Annotated in this window: 15 protein-coding genes and 1 pseudogene; 8 read left to right on the top strand and 8 right to left on the bottom strand. The window is 60.5% G+C overall.

Going from position 1 to position 15,071, the window contains the following annotated elements:
* Positions 1-29: 29 nt before the first annotated feature.
* The gene (locus tag OP495_RS11470) at positions 30-944 is read right to left on the bottom strand and encodes a LysR family transcriptional regulator (protein ID WP_280569326.1); all 915 of its coding nucleotides are present in this window, start codon (positions 942-944) and stop codon (positions 30-32) included.
* A gap of 93 nt (positions 945-1,037) precedes the next feature.
* On the opposite strand from OP495_RS11470, the gene OP495_RS11465 reads away from it, so the two are divergent.
* The 5 genes from OP495_RS11465 (at position 1,038) to OP495_RS11445 (ending at position 6,846) form a co-directional block, all read left to right on the top strand.
* Positions 1,038-1,886, top strand: coding sequence for a pirin family protein (locus OP495_RS11465; protein ID WP_280569324.1), 849 nt, complete (start codon positions 1,038-1,040; stop codon positions 1,884-1,886).
* A gap of 259 nt (positions 1,887-2,145) precedes the next feature.
* Positions 2,146-3,741 (top strand): peptidoglycan DD-metalloendopeptidase family protein, encoded by a 1,596-nt coding sequence (locus tag OP495_RS11460; protein ID WP_348521310.1) that lies wholly within the window; start codon positions 2,146-2,148, stop codon positions 3,739-3,741.
* 755 nt (positions 3,742-4,496) lie between these two features.
* Positions 4,497-4,973: a peroxiredoxin gene (locus tag OP495_RS11455; RefSeq protein ID WP_280561716.1), complete on the top strand. Its 477-nt coding sequence runs from the start codon at positions 4,497-4,499 to the stop codon at positions 4,971-4,973.
* Positions 4,974-5,114: 141 nt separating this feature from the next.
* Positions 5,115-5,879 (top strand): SDR family oxidoreductase, encoded by a 765-nt coding sequence (locus tag OP495_RS11450; RefSeq protein WP_280569322.1) that lies wholly within the window; start codon positions 5,115-5,117, stop codon positions 5,877-5,879.
* 535 nt (positions 5,880-6,414) lie between these two features.
* Positions 6,415-6,846, top strand: coding sequence for a GFA family protein (locus OP495_RS11445; protein WP_280561719.1), 432 nt, complete (start codon positions 6,415-6,417; stop codon positions 6,844-6,846).
* 93 nt (positions 6,847-6,939) lie between these two features.
* Here the strand turns inward: OP495_RS11445 and OP495_RS11440 are convergent, their stop codons facing one another.
* A complete protein-coding gene (locus OP495_RS11440; protein WP_280569320.1) occupies positions 6,940-7,884 on the bottom strand; it encodes a DMT family transporter in 945 nt (314 codons plus the stop codon).
* Between the two features lie 97 nt (positions 7,885-7,981).
* On the opposite strand from OP495_RS11440, the gene OP495_RS11435 reads away from it, so the two are divergent.
* Positions 7,982-8,389, top strand: a complete 408-nt coding sequence (locus OP495_RS11435) for a LysR family transcriptional regulator (RefSeq protein WP_280569318.1) — start codon at positions 7,982-7,984, stop codon at positions 8,387-8,389.
* Between the two features lie 4 nt (positions 8,390-8,393).
* On the opposite strand, the gene OP495_RS11430 is transcribed toward OP495_RS11435, so the two are convergent.
* Together OP495_RS11430 and OP495_RS11425 are read right to left on the bottom strand one after the other, a co-directional pair.
* Positions 8,394-8,852: an SAM-dependent methyltransferase gene (locus tag OP495_RS11430; protein WP_348521309.1), complete on the bottom strand. Its 459-nt coding sequence runs from the start codon at positions 8,850-8,852 to the stop codon at positions 8,394-8,396.
* Between the two features lie 100 nt (positions 8,853-8,952).
* A pseudogene (locus OP495_RS11425) lies at positions 8,953-9,121 on the bottom strand ((2Fe-2S)-binding protein); the annotation flags it as partial.
* A 414-nt stretch (positions 9,122-9,535) separates the two neighbouring features.
* Here OP495_RS11425 and OP495_RS11420 point away from each other — a divergent pair.
* A complete protein-coding gene (locus OP495_RS11420) occupies positions 9,536-10,948 on the top strand; it encodes a PhoH family protein (RefSeq protein ID WP_280561723.1) in 1,413 nt (470 codons plus the stop codon).
* 152 nt (positions 10,949-11,100) lie between these two features.
* On the opposite strand, the gene OP495_RS11415 is transcribed toward OP495_RS11420, so the two are convergent.
* The 4 genes from OP495_RS11415 to OP495_RS11400 all read right to left on the bottom strand — a co-directional run bounded on the left by OP495_RS11415 (position 11,101) and on the right by OP495_RS11400 (position 14,656).
* The gene (locus tag OP495_RS11415) at positions 11,101-11,406 is read right to left on the bottom strand and encodes a hypothetical protein (RefSeq protein ID WP_280561724.1); all 306 of its coding nucleotides are present in this window, start codon (positions 11,404-11,406) and stop codon (positions 11,101-11,103) included.
* A 77-nt stretch (positions 11,407-11,483) separates the two neighbouring features.
* Positions 11,484-12,107, bottom strand: coding sequence for a DUF938 domain-containing protein (locus tag OP495_RS11410; RefSeq protein ID WP_280569316.1), 624 nt, complete (start codon positions 12,105-12,107; stop codon positions 11,484-11,486).
* An 8-nt stretch (positions 12,108-12,115) separates the two neighbouring features.
* Positions 12,116-12,790: an alpha/beta fold hydrolase gene (locus OP495_RS11405; protein ID WP_280569314.1), complete on the bottom strand. Its 675-nt coding sequence runs from the start codon at positions 12,788-12,790 to the stop codon at positions 12,116-12,118.
* Between the two features lie 96 nt (positions 12,791-12,886).
* Positions 12,887-14,656: an SLC13 family permease gene (locus OP495_RS11400; RefSeq protein WP_280569313.1), complete on the bottom strand. Its 1,770-nt coding sequence runs from the start codon at positions 14,654-14,656 to the stop codon at positions 12,887-12,889.
* A 114-nt stretch (positions 14,657-14,770) separates the two neighbouring features.
* Here OP495_RS11400 and OP495_RS11395 point away from each other — a divergent pair.
* The coding region (locus OP495_RS11395) for a hypothetical protein (RefSeq protein WP_280569312.1) at positions 14,771-15,071 on the top strand (301 nt) is incomplete at its 3' end.

Here is a 15,071-nt window from a genome sequence, read left to right as displayed (position 1 = left end):
GATTCGGCGCTCAAGCGTATTAAAACGGCCTAACCGTTCGTTTCTATCGAATGTTCATCGCAGCAATCGCTCACGGCGTCGTGCAGCGCTGCCGCCAGCGCCCGCGTAGCCGGCCCGGCGCGATCCCGGTCGCGGAAAATCAACTGCATCGGCGTTTCGCGACGCCCCCCGAGCGCCAGAGGCAAGGGGATAAGCGCTCCCATGCGCAATGCCTCGCGAATGCGGGTCGTCGGCATCCAGGCGAACCCCAATCCGCGGCACAGCATGTCGACCGATGTCACCAGGTGACTCAATGTCCAGCGCTGCTCAGCCTTGAGCCACCCGGCATCCATCGACTGACGTAGCGCCGAATCGCGCACCACCAGTTGACGATGCTGCTCCAGATCGCGCAGGTCGAGTTCACGTCCCAGATGCTGTAGAGGATGTTCGGGATGCGAGACAGCCAGAAACTCCACATTGACCAATGGCTCGCCCAGAAATCCCTGGGCGGCGATGCCCGACACCACCAGGTCGGCGCGTCCATCGTAAAGCATCTCGACACCGCCATTGAGCACGGTTTCATGCAACTGCACGCGAACATGGGGATAGTGGCGCGAGACGCTGTCCAACGCATGCGCCAAGGCATCCGGCGGGAAAAGCTGATCGACGGCGATCACCACCTCGGCTTCGAGCCCCTCCCCCAAGCGTCCGGCGACATCTTCCAAGGCATCGGCGCTTTCCAGCAGTTGCCGGGCACGGCGTAGCAACATATCGCCCGCCTCGGTCAGGCGTACCTGACGTCCCACGGGTTCCAGTACCTGCACACCTAACTGCTCTTCAAGCTTATGCACCGCATGATTGAGCGTGGAGGGACTCTTGTGCACGGCCTCGGCAGCACGCGCGAACCCGCCATGATCGACCACGGCGGCAAGCATTCGCCATTGCGCTAACGTGACATTGACCATTCGATTATCCCGAAGGTTAGGAGCAAAAATATGCGATTAATTTTCGAAAAATACGAACTAGAATGCCAGTCATGATCATCGAGAGGGTTCACCATGACACACACACTGCAAGCTGACCGCCAGATCAAACACATTCGCTCCAGTCACCCAAGCCAAGACGGCGATGGCGTCAAGATCAAGCGCCTCCACGACTTCGAGGGTGGGCTCGATCCTTTTCTCATGCTCGACGAGCTGGGGTCCGATCAGCCCGATGACTATATCGGGGGCTTTCCGCCACACCCTCACCGAGGCATGCAGACGCTCACTTATGTCATTCATGGAGGGCTGACACACGAAGACCACCTGGGTCACAGCAGCACCATTCATGCCGGCGATGCGCAATGGATGCACACCGGACGCGGGATGATCCATTCCGAAATGCCGCTGACCGACAGCCAAGGTCTTCACGCCTTTCAGCTGTGGATCAATCTACCTGCACGCGACAAGCTGAGCCCGGCCACTTATCGTGATATCCGCGCACTGGAAATGCCGTACCTCGAGGGACAGGAGAGTCGTTTGATCGCCCTCGGCGGCCGCTGGCAAAGCGCCACGTCCAGTATCGATGGCCCCCTCGATGCCCTGGCTGGTGGTTCCGGTGTCGCCGACGTACGGCTCGAATCGGGCACCTTATCGCTGACGCACCTCGGTGACGAAACCCTGCTGGTATATGCCTACCTGGGAACGGTGAAGATTGGCAATCAAACGGTAAATGCGGGTCATCTCGCAGTGCTCGAGGCAGGCGACGCACTCACGTTGGAAGCGGACGGCAAGGCCGGCGCCCTGCTCTTGCGTGGCACACCACATCGCGAGCCTATCGCTCACTACGGACCTTTCGTGATGAACTCACGCAACGAGCTCGAGGCCGCCATGCAGGCCTACCGAGACGGCAGCTTGACCGACTAAAATTATGCAGCTATTGTACAAATCGTGGCACCGGTAAAAGATTACCTACATAGCCACGCATATCCTATGTGGCAAGCCGGTAACAGCGGCTTGCCCATGCTGTATGCATGAACAGGATAGGCATTTCATTTAGCATGAGTTATCGTTCCAATGCCTTTTATCTATTTAACGTTCACGTATACGGCTTCTAGTTATCATGTTGCGGATTCTTCATTCGCTGCCCCGCACTCATAAATTAATCTTGTTACCGGTCGCCACCATGGTGACCGTGCTGGGCACGCACAAAATCGTTACCGTCATCGACGCCAATGGTGGCCATTCAACTACCCAGCAGATCACCCAAAACGACGACGATTCTCGTTCGTCGCCTTCGCTTGCAGACAATGCCCTCGCCACCCTGGAGACTGTCACCACTCGCGATATTCCGCTGAGTGAACTCAAGGCACAGGAAATCGTCGATGTCGACTTCATCGACAAGGCGCATGCAACAGACAACAACGTATCTGACGCATCGGCGTTCGATACCCAATCCTCTCGTCCTTACCTCGGCGCCGAGGCTCTTCACACGGCCATGCAGTTGCCAGGACTGCTTTCTGGGGATGAACTCGACGATGAAGCCTTGGGCGGAACATCCTACGAAGACTTTTCCATCGACCCGACGGAATTGCACGACGAGGATGGCTCTCCCGATCTTGAACGCGAGATCGCCACACAACAGGAATTCGTGCCGGAATGGGAAACCTATACGGTACAGAAAGGCGACACCTTCGCCGTGACGGCGGAACGTACGCTGGGACTGGGATACAGTGATGTCATGCATATCCTGGATAGCGTTCCCGACAAGAGTGCCTTGACGCACTGGCGTGTCGGACGCTCGTTCGATTACAAGCTCAATCAGAACGGCGACCTCCTGGCGCTACGTGTCATGAAAAATGCACGTGAAGGCTATGTCATCGAACGCGATTCTCCCCAGGACGAGTTCGACGTTTCCGACATCATCAAGGCCACCGAGCCGTCTCAACGTCTCTTTGCCGGCACGGTCAACGGAAGCTTCACCCTCTCGGCGGAATCCACAGGGCTCTCCCGCTCCGAGGTCGCACAATTGACAAGCCTGCTCTCAAAGAAATTGGATTTCCGCCACAATACGCGTGCCGGCGATCATTTCCAGGTACTCGTCGAATCCGACATGCTGGAAGGCGAAAGCGTCGACTCACGGATTCTCGCTGCTCAGTATCAAGGCGAGCGCATGGACCTGACCGTCGTACGCAATAACGCCGACGACCAGTTCTATACGCCCGATGGACAAGGCCTCGACCCAGCTTTCAACCGGTATCCGTTCGAAGGGCATTATCGCATAAGCTCGCCGTTCAACTTGCGGCGCAAGCATCCGATCACCGGACGCATCAGCCCGCACCGCGGCACGGACTTTGCCATGCGTGCCGGTACCGCCGTCGACTCGCCAGCAGCCGGTCGCGTCATCAAGTCCGCCTATCAGGCGGGCGGCGCCGGCAATTATCTGGTCATCCGCCACGACAACGGCTACAAGACGCGCTACATGCATCTCTCCAAGCGTCTCGTCTCCGAGGGTGATCGCGTCGAGATAGGTCAAAAAATCGCCTTGTCCGGCAACACGGGCGGTAGCACGGGCCCACACTTGCACTACGAGGTAATGGTCAACAACCGTTCCGTGGACGCCATGCGCGTCAAGTTGCCCGAAAACCAGAGCTTGGAAGGCAAGGCATTGGCAGCATTCCAGAAGGAAGCCAAGCCGTTACTCGCCAAGCTGGAAAGTGACAGCGACACACCGGCTATCGCCAGCGTACATCTCGATCAGGAACCCGGTGACGAAGGCTGAAGCATCTGCCCACTGTGCCTGATTCGGCAAACCGCCCCACCCAACAGTGGGGCGGTTTGCATTTCATCCTTCTCAATCGTTTCCGCGGCCCGAAAACGCCCGCCGTCCAGCAGCTGGTCGCCCCCATGGCGATGTCGCCACGCCGCCCTGCCAGCGACCATTCGGTCGCATGCTCACCTTCGCTCTTGGCATCGACGAGCGAATAATTGAGACCAAGATCATCGGCCGCTTCGCGCGTCAAGTTCGGCGTTTTCTTCCTCGGTAAGCATGAGCATCGGCTTGGGAAAGCGGCGGCCCAGTTGCCCCATGTGCTCCAAGGTAGTGCGTCGGCCCCCAGGACCCGGCCCTTCATGATGAAGATCGCCGACGTCGCGTTCGATCTCCGCTACTCCAACGCTAGAGGATGAGCCATGGAAATCCACAACAAAGCCGACAAGATCGGCCTACACCTGGTTATTATGCCTAGGCTCACTGCCGGTGATGATGATTAGCTATCGGCATCATGCTGGTCTTCAGCCTTTTCACTCAAATGGCCGAAGGTGCCACTTTGGGGTCGTCCCCTTTATCAACAAGAAAGCCCTTGGTGCCGTCGCCAGCATCGTCGGTGCAGGCGGTAATGCAACCCCCCGTCGATGCCAGCCGCACGCTGAACTGCCTTCGAATTCATGGCTCAAGCGCCTATGGGTTGCGATATACCGACCCGATGGCGCACTGTAAGCGGCCAGGATCGAACACCTGAAGGAAAGGAGTACGTCATGACCATCGCACAAGGCGACAAGCTACCCAGCGTCACCCTCAAGACCAACGGTGCCAACGGCCCAGAAGACTTCGATACCGGCGAGTTCTTCGCCGGCAAGCGCGTGGTACTCTTCGCGGTACCCGGCGCCTTTACGCCGGGGTGCTCCAACACCCATATGCCGGGCTTCGTGATCAACGCCGATGACATTCTCGCCAAGGGAGTGGATACCATCGCCTGTCTGGCCGTCAACGACGCTTTCGTCCTCGGCGCTTGGCAGCAAGATCAAAACGCTCAGGCGATTACCATGATCGCCGATGGCCACGCCGACTTCACTCGCGCCATCGGCATGGAGAAAGACGCCAGCGGCGCCGGTATGGGAACGCGCAGCCAGCGTTACGCCATGATCGTCGACGACGGTGTGGTCAGCTACCTGGGCGTCGATGAAAAGGGCGTCGAGAAAAGCAGCGCCGAAACCATTCTCGCCAATCTGTAAGTCCGTTCAGCGTCGCCGCCCCTATGGCCCGCCTCTCGGCGGGCCATTTCGTAAGTGCCTGCCCGACTTTCGTGACGACGTCAGCGCCAGTCTTTTCGGATTAGACTAGAGATGGCATTCAAGACAAGGAGATGATACGCAATGACGTTATTCGACCTCACCGGCAAAACGGCGCTGATTACCGGCTCGTCCGGCGGTCTCGGCTATGCCATGGCCAAGGGGCTGGCAGACGCCGGTGCCAAGGTGATCTTGCATGGACGCAATACCGAAAAGTTGCAGCGTGCCCAGCAAGCGCTCATAGAGGAACATCACGACGTGCGCACCGCGTCGTTCGATGTCACTGACGAAACCGCCATCGAGCAAACACTTGCCGACTTGGGCGCTCAAGGCATCGATATCGACATCCTGGTCAACAATGCCGGTATCCAGCTGCGCAAGCCGCTCGTCGATACACCCCACGAGGAATGGCAGAAGGTACTCGACACCAACCTGAGCAGCACCTTCCTGATGGGGCGTCACGTTGCCAGGCAGATGATCGCCCGAGGCCAAGGAGGCAAGATCGTCAATATCGGTTCGCTGATGAGCTCAGTGGCACGTCCCACGGTCGGTGCCTATACCGCCGCCAAGGGCGGCGTACGTATGATCACGCAGTCGATGGCCGCGGAGTGGGCCGAGCACGGCATTCAAGCCAACGCCATTGGCCCCGGCTACATGATTACCGAGATGACCCAACCCCTCGTCGACAAACCTGAATTCAATGACTGGATCATCAACCGGACACCCGCACGGCGCTGGGGAACCCCGGACGACCTGGTCGGCACCGTGGTCTATCTCGCCGCTCCCGCCTCGAATTTCGTCAACGGCCAGATCATTTACGTGGACGGTGGGCTTCTCTCGGTGATCTAGGCACACCCATGGTGCACCGCCGCGGAAATTTTGCCCGTCTTGGGGCATCAGTTTCCGGTTTTGGTTCGGCACGGCACGCCGCTCTTACGGCAAGAAACGATAACATGCTGTCTTTAAAGTAAAATCAAAAAAATGGCACGCACTTCGCAACCTATAAGACACGAAGAACGCCAACCATCGAATCCGGCGCCTTCTTCCCCCTTTTTAGCGTCGTTGCCTTGCAGCGATGAACCGAGTGAGCTGGCGTGCTCCCCTAGTCCCCTTCTTGGGGACTTTTTTTTGCGACGCGTATTTTGGATCTCTCCTGACATCGACCACACTAGTCCTTTCACTGCAATGAAATGAGGCTCACGCCACATGCCTTGTTGAAAATCGGCGGGCTATATCGGCAACAAGGCCTATTCGATGGTGGGCGCGTGCTTCCTGCCGATTGGATCGCGTCAAGGCGGCTACCGCCGAACTGATCGAAGCCATCGACTGGTTACGGCATCATCTCGTGCCGACGACACAATCATCACTCAAAAAGGAGTCGCTCATGTCAGCCCCTAATGAAAGCCAAGGCACCTGCCTGTGCGGTGCCGTCAGCCTTCACGTGTCGCTTGCCGGTTACGGCGTGAGCATCTGCCACTGCCGCATGTGCCAGACCTGGAGTGGCGGCCCGATGCTTGCCATCGAAAGCGACGAGCCCATGACTCTCGAAGGCGAGGAAAACATCAGCGTTTATGCGTCTTCAGACTGGGCCGAACGCGGCTTCTGCCGGCAGTGCGGTACGCACCTTTTCTACCGTCTCGCCAATGGCCAGCACTACGCCTTTCCCCTCGGCCTCATTGATGCCGGCGAGCCCTGGACGATCGCTCAGCAGATCTTCATCGATGAAAAGCCGAGCTTCTACGATTTCGCCAACGACACGCCACGTTTGACCGGCGACGAGGTCTTTGCGCAGTTCCAAGGTAGTGCCGACAGCTAAGGGAGAGCGATGACCCCGCACATGCGGGGTCATGGAGCCTGGTACTGGAAAGCTATCTTGAGGAGCTGGAACGTCTGACCCAGGTAACACCCCTCAAGCCTTGCGACTGACCAGCACGATGCCCACTAGAATCGCCACACCGCCGAGCACGAAATTCCAGGACAAGGGTTCGTCGAGCAGCACGGCCCCGAACAACACCCCGAATATCGGTGACAAGAACGAAAACACGCCGAGTTGCGAGGCCCAGTAACGGCGCAGCAAGGCGAACCACAAAAGCAAGGCACCGAACGAAATGATCAGTGTCTGGAAGCTCAAGCTGGCCACCGCCATGCCACTGAACGCAGCGTCTTGCCAATCGCCCAACCACAGTGTGATAGGCAACAACAGCACGCCTGCGGTCAATAGCTGATAGGTCAGCGTCTGAAGTGGCGGCGCCTCGGAGAGTGAAGAGCGGCGCACCATCAGCGTGGTCGCGGCCCAAGAAAGCCCCGCCAGCAAGCCCAGAGCATCGCCCAGCAGGATCGCACCGGCATCTCCGCCAAGCGACGCCGAGGGCGCCATGGCGATGAGCATGCCTAGAAACGCCACGCCGATGCCCCACCATTGCGAGCGCACCAATTGCTCGCCCGGCACCCAGAGATGCAGCCCCAGTGCCGCGAACACCGGCGCCGTGTAAAGAAACACCGACATGTGCGACGCCAGAGTGTAGTTGAGTCCCCAGGCGACGAAGGCGAACTCGCCTGCAAAGCCCAGGCCGACCAGCACACCCGCACCCAGGCGCGCACGGAAATCCGCCAACCGGATGCCTCTCCAGCGCGCAATGACGAGCACCAATATCCCCGCCAGCAAGGACCGCACGACGATCTGACCCAGCGGCGGGATATCGTCGGCCACGGCCTTGATGGCGACCTGCTGCAACCCAAGCGCCACACAAAAACCGGTCATCGCCACGCCAGCGGTCATGTCGAGACCGCGCCGCGCGTGAGTCGATGTCATGCTGGGACGAGCCGTCACGGTGCCCGAAGAAGATTTGGTCATGATCGCAACCTCCATTGAACCGAGACTCAGTGGAGCATTTGCGGCGCTGCGATCCAAACGATTAATCTACCCCCTCAGGCTCAGGAAAACTCAACTCATGAAGATCGAACGACTGCCCCTCAACGCGCTACGCGCCTTTTCGGAGGCCGCGCGCGCCGGCAGCTTCAAGACGGCGGCCAAGCACCTCGGCGTTACGCCTGGCGCGGTCAGCCACCAGGTCAAGCAACTCGAGGATCGGTTGGGCGCGGCGCTTTTCGAGCGTCATGCCAACGGCGTGCGCGTCAGTGAAGCCGGCCATCTGCTGGCCGAGGATGTCGATGCCGGTCTGGCGCGCCTCGCCAGCGGCGTGCTGGTTTGCCCTTTCGGCGAGCGCCACGTAATCGACTCGCCGTTCACCTACGACCTGATCCTTCCCGCCACCGGCCAAGCCCCACCCGCCATCCAGCACTTCATCGACTGGCTGATCGCCGAGGCCGAACGGTTTCGGCAGCTGTCTATAGCGTAAAATGCTATTCACTGCATGACGGCTCGCGAGTCGCCCAACTGGTAACAGCCATCTTATCCTGGGGCACCATCCGCACCACGCTGCCTACGACGATCAAGCACGGCGAGGGCAGCGGCGTGGCGGCGAGCATGATCGGCCAGTCGTCGGGCATGCCGGCATCGCGTAGCCCTTGGCATATCTCGGTGACCTTCGAGAGTCCCATGTAGAACACCAGCGTCTCGTCGCGGCGCGCCAGCGCGGACCAGTCCGGCTCACCACCGGCGCGGCAATGCTGGGCGGTGACTAGCCGTAGCTGCTGGGCATGGGCGCGGTCGGTGAGTGGCATGCCCAGGCTGGCGGCGACAGCGGAGGCGGCGGTAATCCCGGGAACGATCTCGGTGGGCCGCCCCGCCTCGGCCAGTACCGCAAGTTCTTCCCCCATGCGCCCGCAAATGCCCGGATCGCCGCCCTTGAGACGCACCACCGATTTCCCCCCGCGCCAGCCGAGCCAGCAAGGCACTCACGCTTGCGATGAATGTATCAGGCCGTTTCCAGCGCCTTATCATCCCAGCATGCGCCACCGCCTCTTCGAACAATGACTTGAGTTCGGGAATGCAGGAACCGCACTGGGTCCCGCAGGCCAGGCGCGCCCAGCGCATCGACATCGGTATCGCCACCGCGAATCGCCTTGCGGATCACCTGAGCACCAACCTGATGGCAACTGCATACCACCGGCCCCGTATCGGACCAAGCGCTGTGCGAGCACTTCGCGCACACCCGCCAAGAGCTCTATTCCATTGTCCGCGTGGAGGGCATGAAGACCTTGCGAACTGATCGAGAAGCACGGCACATCCTCCGATCATGGCCTCGTCGCTTCATCAGCCCCGAAGCTCGGCTCTTGATCAGCCCCGCCGCTCGCCAAGGCGTTAATACGCCCCGTCAGGCAACGTGGCAAGAGATACGCGCTCGGTCTAAGCACACGCACAAAATTGCAATTTTTTGTCGCTCTACCATGCTTAAGTCATGTAACCCACAGAAGGAGAATGCCCGCCCCCACCTTGACCGGACTGTTTTGCAGGCGACGCTGCCGGGGTGTCGGGCGCCACGGAGGCGCAACGCCATCCTGTCAGGGTCGGAGAAGCCGTTAACCAAGGAGTGCTTCCCCCGATGGTGAGACTCGACAAGAAAGTAACCCGGCTCTACGTACTGGATACCAATGTCCTGATCCATGACCCCACAGCCCTGTACCACTTCGAGGAACATGATGTCGTCATCCCCATGACGGTGCTGGAAGAGCTCGACAAGCACAAGAATGGGATTCGTGAAATAGCCCAGACCGCGCGGCAAATCAGCCGCACCCTGTCCGACCTGACCTCCCGTTTTACCCCTGAGCAAATTCAAGAGGGCATTCCGCTACCCGTGAGCCACGGCCCCAGCGGCCGCCTGCGTTTCCTGTGCTACACCGACCTCAAGACGCTCGACCCATTAGTCGATTCTCCCGATAACCGTCTGCTCGCCGAAACCTGCCGCCTGCGTGACGAACGTCCCGACGCGTCGGTGATCCTGGTTACCAAGGACATCAACCTGCGCGTCAAGGCGGCGGCGCTGAACGTCCCCGTGGAGGATTACCTCAACGACCGCGCTTTCGACGATCTCGACGCCATGATCGAGGGCGCCAAGGTTTACGCCGAGGCCGGTGCGGAAGGCCAAGGACTGTGGGACCGGCTCAACGTCGAGGTCGATGTCGAGCGCACGGAAGACGGCACCTTCTATCACCTCGCCGGCGAGCTACCCAAGGACTGGCACGTCGGCATGCTGGTATCGGACAGCGACAACGGCGCCGGTTTCGAGGCCATCGTACGCTCGCTCGCGCCGCACCGCGCCACGCTGCAACTGCTGACCAACTACCGCCATCACGACGGTGTGTGGGGCGTACACGCCCACGACAGCCGCCAGAACTTCACCCTCAACCTGCTGATGGACCCTGAGATCGACCTGGTCACCATCGCCGGCAACGCCGGGACTGGCAAGACCTACATGACCCTGGCGGCAGCGTTCCAGCAAACCCTGGACACCAAGCTTTTCGAACGCATCGTCTTCACTCGCGCGCCGATTCCCATGGGCGAGGACATCGGCTTCCTCCCCGGCTCCGAGGAAGAGAAGATGTCGCCCTGGATGGGCGCCTTCCATGACAACATGGACAACCTGCTACGCGACGAACAACACGGCAGCTCGAGCTGGAGCGACGGTGCCACCCGCCAGCTAATCGGCTCACGCGTGCAGATCCGCGCGCCGAGTTTCATGCGCGGGCGCACCCTGAGCGACACCTTCCTGATCATCGACGAGGCACAGAATTTCACGCCCAAGCAGCTCAAGGCACTGATCACGCGGGCGGGGCGCAATACCAAGCTGGTACTGCTGGGTAACGTCGGGCAGATCGATACGCCCTACCTCACCGCCAACACCTGCGGCATGGCCTACGCCGTGGAGCGCTTCCGCGACTGGCCGCATGCCGGCCACGTGGCGCTGAAAAGCGTCGAACGCTCACGCCTCGCCCTCGCCGCGGAGGAACTGCTCTGACATCGCGTCTCGCGACGTGTTTCCCCTGCGATTTCATCCTTGAACGAATACGCCCCGGCCGATGGCCGGGGCGCGCTCTTTGTCACTGACGTTACAGCTACTCTTGTACAACCTCTTGGGCGAGCTAGGGATCACGCAGCATCTCGGCGGATCTACTCTTCGGTAGAGGACGGCTTGCGGTTGTTGACCACGTCCTCGATGAGCTTCTCATTTTCGCTGCGCGGCATTTCGTCGAGCATCTGCCTGGCAGTCTGATAATCGCAGACTTCGGTACTGCACGAGCTACAGAACACGATATCGTCAGGTTGTTGCGCCTGGGAGACTGTCACCTTATGACTACCGCAATTCGGGCATCCCTTGGGTAAACGCAACTCGACGGAAAAATCTTCGTTCATCGCCTTTCCTCCATGATCCTGCGGTGGCAGAGCAACCGCCGCACCGTGACCCTCGCGATCCATGTGTCTATCTATCCATGTGCCTATCCACAGTGTTTGGGGCCAGGGCGGAGAAATCAAGCGCACTCTACCAACCCACGTTAGCGCCGCAGAAAGACCACGCCCAGATTGTTCGCCGGCAGTTCATCGACACGTTGCAACGCAAGCCCGTTTAGCCGGGCCTCGTCCTCGACATCTTCCAGCGCACGAATGCCCCAGACTGGGTCGCGCTGGCGCAGATCGGCATCGAAGGCCGCATTGCTCGAGGCGGTATGTTCGCCACCGCGCATGAAGGGGCCATAGACGACCAGCACGCCATCTTCGGGCAAGCGACGCCCTGCCTCGCGCAGCAGCGCCTGGGTCGCCGCCCAGGGCGAGATATGCAGCATGTTGATGCACAGTATGGCGGACGGCTCATCGGCGTCATCCGGCCAGGGCTGCATTACGTCCAGCGCCAGGGGTAAGTGCAGGTTGGCAAGTGCCACGTGTCGCTGCCAGGCGGCAATGGAGCGCCGAGCGCGTTCACCCGGGTCGCTGGGCTGCCAGGTGAGTGCGGGGAGATGCTCGGCGAAATACACGCTATGCTCGCCGCTGCCACTGGCGATCTCCAACACACGACCCGAGGCGGGTAGCACCTCGCGCAGCAGCGTCAGAATAGGTTCACGATTGCGCTTCGCGGCAGGTGTAGAAAGGCGCGCGCCATCGCTAGGCTCAGATTCTTCCATGGTCTGCATCATGCCCTCTTTACGCCTAGCCGCGCGTTCAGCCAGTGGCCAATGTCGCCAATCTGTTCAGGACACAGCGCATGCTGCATGGGATAGGTACGGTAGTTCACCGCATAGCCCAGCGCCTCGGCCCGTTCGGCGCCCTCGTGGCCCAGGGTTTCAGGCACCATCGGGTCAAAGCTGCCGTGATGCACCTCGATGGGCAGCGCGCGATTGGCCTCGCTGAGCTGGATCGATTCGGCCGTGGCGAAATAGGTCGACAGCGCCAGCAGACCCGCCAGCGGCTGGGGATACGTCAATGCCGCGTGGTAGGCCACCGCGCCGCCCTGCGAGAACCCAGCGACGACAATGCGGCGACTGTCGATACCCTTGGCGATCTCGGCACCGATCAACGCATGCATTCTATCCGCCGAGGTCTTGAGCTGAGCCTCGTCGATGCGCCGACCGAGATTCATGTCGAGGATGTCATACCACGCCGGCATCTCCATGCCGCCGTTCACCGTCACCGGCATGCGCGGCGCATGCGGCAGAATGAAGCGCACCGCCAGATCATCCGCCAGAGGTAACGCCGGCACCAGCGGCTCGAAATCGTGACCATCGGCGCCCAGCCCATGCAACAGAATCACCGTCGCATCGGCGGCACGGTGTTGGGGTTCGATGATCAGTGGCGAAGATTCGGCCATCGGCTCGGCTCCTTGAAAAGCATTCGAAGACACAAAGGCTCAGGATGTGCAAAACGTTCCCGGCTGTCCATATTCATGGGGCACGACGCCCCCGTTCTAGAACGGCCAGATCAGCGGGGTTAGTACCAACGTCATCACGCCGACCAGCACACTCAGCCCTCCGCCCACGCGCAGATAATCGCTGAATCGATACCCGCCAGGTCCATAGACCATCAAGTTAGTCTGATAGCCGATGGGAGTCAGAAAACTCGCCGAGGCGGCGAACATCACCACGATCACGAACGGCATGATATCCACGCCCAGTTGCTGCGCGGCGCCGGTGACGATGGGAAAACTGATCACCGCCGCCGCGTTGTTGGTTACGATCTCGGTGAGCAGCGCCACCACCAGATAGGCACCGATCAGCAACAGATACGGATTGCCGTCGGCCAACGTCAGGGCGCCTTGGGCCAGGGTCGAGGCGGCGCCAGAGCTTTCCATCGCCGCCCCCACGCCGAAGGAAGCCGCGATGGTCAGCAACACCTGCGTATCCAGCCCCCGCCGCGCGGCACTGATCGTGCAGCAGCCGGTCATCAGCGCCAAGGCGGCACCGAGCATCGCCGCCTTGAGCAGGCTCAACACGCCGAATGCCGCCAGGGCCACCACGCCCAGCATGATCGACCACGCCACCCAAGCACGCTCGTGGTGTGGGCGTGCCTGGCCGTTGAGCTCGCTGATCAGCAGGAAATCTCGCGACTGACGGTGGCGCTCGATGAACGCGGGGCGTACTTCCATGAGCAGCACATCCGCCGGTTGTAGCTGAATCTGGCCAAGGTTGCCGGAAACCCGCTCACCATGGCGACAAACTGCCAGCACCGAGGCACCGTAGAAGGTACGAAAATGCCCCTCGCGCAGCCGTCGCCCCAAAAACTGGCATTGCTCGGACACCACCGCCTCGACCAGTCGCCGTTCGGCGAAGGATTTCTTGAGGCTCGACTGCCCCTGCCCGGTAGGCCGCAGACCGCGAATCTGTTGCAACTCCACCGCCGCTTCCGTGGTCCCCGCAAACACCAGCCGGTCATTGGCCTTGAGACGCTCGCCGCGCCCCACTACCGAAACGATGTTGCCCTCGCGCTCGATCTCGACTAGAAACAATCCATCGAGGTGGCGAAGCCCAGCTTCTTCAACGCTCTTGTCGACGATGGGACCTTGTGGGTCGACCTGCATCTCGATGGTGTACTCGCGCGGATTCTCGAAGACATCCGTCGCTGTGCGGCGCTTAGGCAACAACCAGCGCCCTACCAACATGAGATAGGCCAGACCGACAAGCGCCACGGGCACGCCGATCCACGCGATATCGAACAGATGCAGCGCCTGCTCGGGATAGCGATCGCGCAGCAGGCCATCGACCACCAGGTTGGTACTGGTGCCAAGCAACGAACAGGTCCCGCCCAGAATCGAGGCGAAGCTCAGCGGCATCAGCAAGCGGTGCGCCGGCAAACGCAGACGCCGACTCCAGCTCAGCACCGCCGGCAGAAACGTCGCCACCACCGGCGTGTTATTGAGGAAGGCGCTGGTCGCCGAGACAGGAAGCAGCAACCGCGCCTGAGCGCCCAGCTCATGGCGTGGACGCCCCAGCACGTAGCGGATGAGAAGGTCAATGCCGCCCGTCTCGCGTATGCTGGCGACGAGAATGTACATGAAGGTCACGGTGAAAAGGCCGGTGTTGGAAAACCCTGCCAGCGCTTCGTCGGCGTTAATGACACCGGCACCGAACAGCGCGATCACCGCGCCCATGAGAATCACGTCCGGGCCGAGGCGACTCGTCGCCATCAACAGAAAAGATGCCGCCACAATGGCCAGCGTCAGCCAAGCATCGAATGGCATACCGCCAGTGTCCTAACAAGAGATACGATGCACGCATTGTGCCGAACCACGAATATTCCTGGAAGTTATTTGTGGGAATGGCCTTAGATACTTCTATGCAGACAAGGAAAGCTCATGGTTCGCTGGTGGCTGACACTGCTACTCGTCAATGCCGCACTCATCGCCACGGCGATCCCTCGCCTGGGCGTCGCCGCCATGCCCTGGCTGGCGCTGGAGGGCCTGATCCTGGTCGGCGTGCTGAGCCTATGGCCTCGGCAGCGCCTGTCGCGCCGACTGTTGGCATACGTCAGTGCCGCGCTGATCGTGCTGGCACTGGCCTGTGCGCTGGGCGATACGATCACCCAGGAGATCCAGGGCCGGCCACTCAACCTCTATCTCGATCCCTCGCAGGTACCGATCCTGCTGGAGTTGTTGC

The organism is Chromohalobacter sp. 296-RDG (genome assembly GCF_029889885.1).
Taxonomy (GTDB): Bacteria; Pseudomonadota; Gammaproteobacteria; order Pseudomonadales; family Halomonadaceae; genus Chromohalobacter.
This window is presented reverse-complemented; position numbering and strand designations above follow the sequence as displayed.

Bases quoted from the DNA above. Each gene is read 5' to 3' on its own strand.
- OP495_RS11435 (WP_280569318.1), top strand. From the start codon at position 7,982: ATGAAGATCGAACGACTGCCCCTCAACGCGCTACGCGCCTTTTCGGAG.
- OP495_RS11400 (WP_280569313.1), bottom strand. From the start codon at position 14,656: ATGCCATTCGATGCTTGGCTGACGCTGGCCATTGTGGCGGCATCTTTT.
- OP495_RS11465 (WP_280569324.1), top strand. From the start codon at position 1,038: ATGACACACACACTGCAAGCTGACCGCCAGATCAAACACATTCGCTCC.
- OP495_RS11460 (WP_348521310.1), top strand. From the start codon at position 2,146: ATGGTGACCGTGCTGGGCACGCACAAAATCGTTACCGTCATCGACGCC.
- OP495_RS11470 (WP_280569326.1), bottom strand. From the start codon at position 944: ATGGTCAATGTCACGTTAGCGCAATGGCGAATGCTTGCCGCCGTGGTC.
- OP495_RS11450 (WP_280569322.1), top strand. From the start codon at position 5,115: ATGACGTTATTCGACCTCACCGGCAAAACGGCGCTGATTACCGGCTCG.
- OP495_RS11410 (WP_280569316.1), bottom strand. From the start codon at position 12,107: ATGGAAGAATCTGAGCCTAGCGATGGCGCGCGCCTTTCTACACCTGCC.
- OP495_RS11405 (WP_280569314.1), bottom strand. From the start codon at position 12,790: ATGGCCGAATCTTCGCCACTGATCATCGAACCCCAACACCGTGCCGCC.
- OP495_RS11440 (WP_280569320.1), bottom strand. From the start codon at position 7,884: ATGACCAAATCTTCTTCGGGCACCGTGACGGCTCGTCCCAGCATGACA.
- OP495_RS11420 (WP_280561723.1), top strand. From the start codon at position 9,536: ATGGTGAGACTCGACAAGAAAGTAACCCGGCTCTACGTACTGGATACC.
- OP495_RS11455 (WP_280561716.1), top strand. From the start codon at position 4,497: ATGACCATCGCACAAGGCGACAAGCTACCCAGCGTCACCCTCAAGACC.
- OP495_RS11415 (WP_280561724.1), bottom strand. From the start codon at position 11,406: ATGGATCGCGAGGGTCACGGTGCGGCGGTTGCTCTGCCACCGCAGGAT.
- OP495_RS11445 (WP_280561719.1), top strand. From the start codon at position 6,415: ATGTCAGCCCCTAATGAAAGCCAAGGCACCTGCCTGTGCGGTGCCGTC.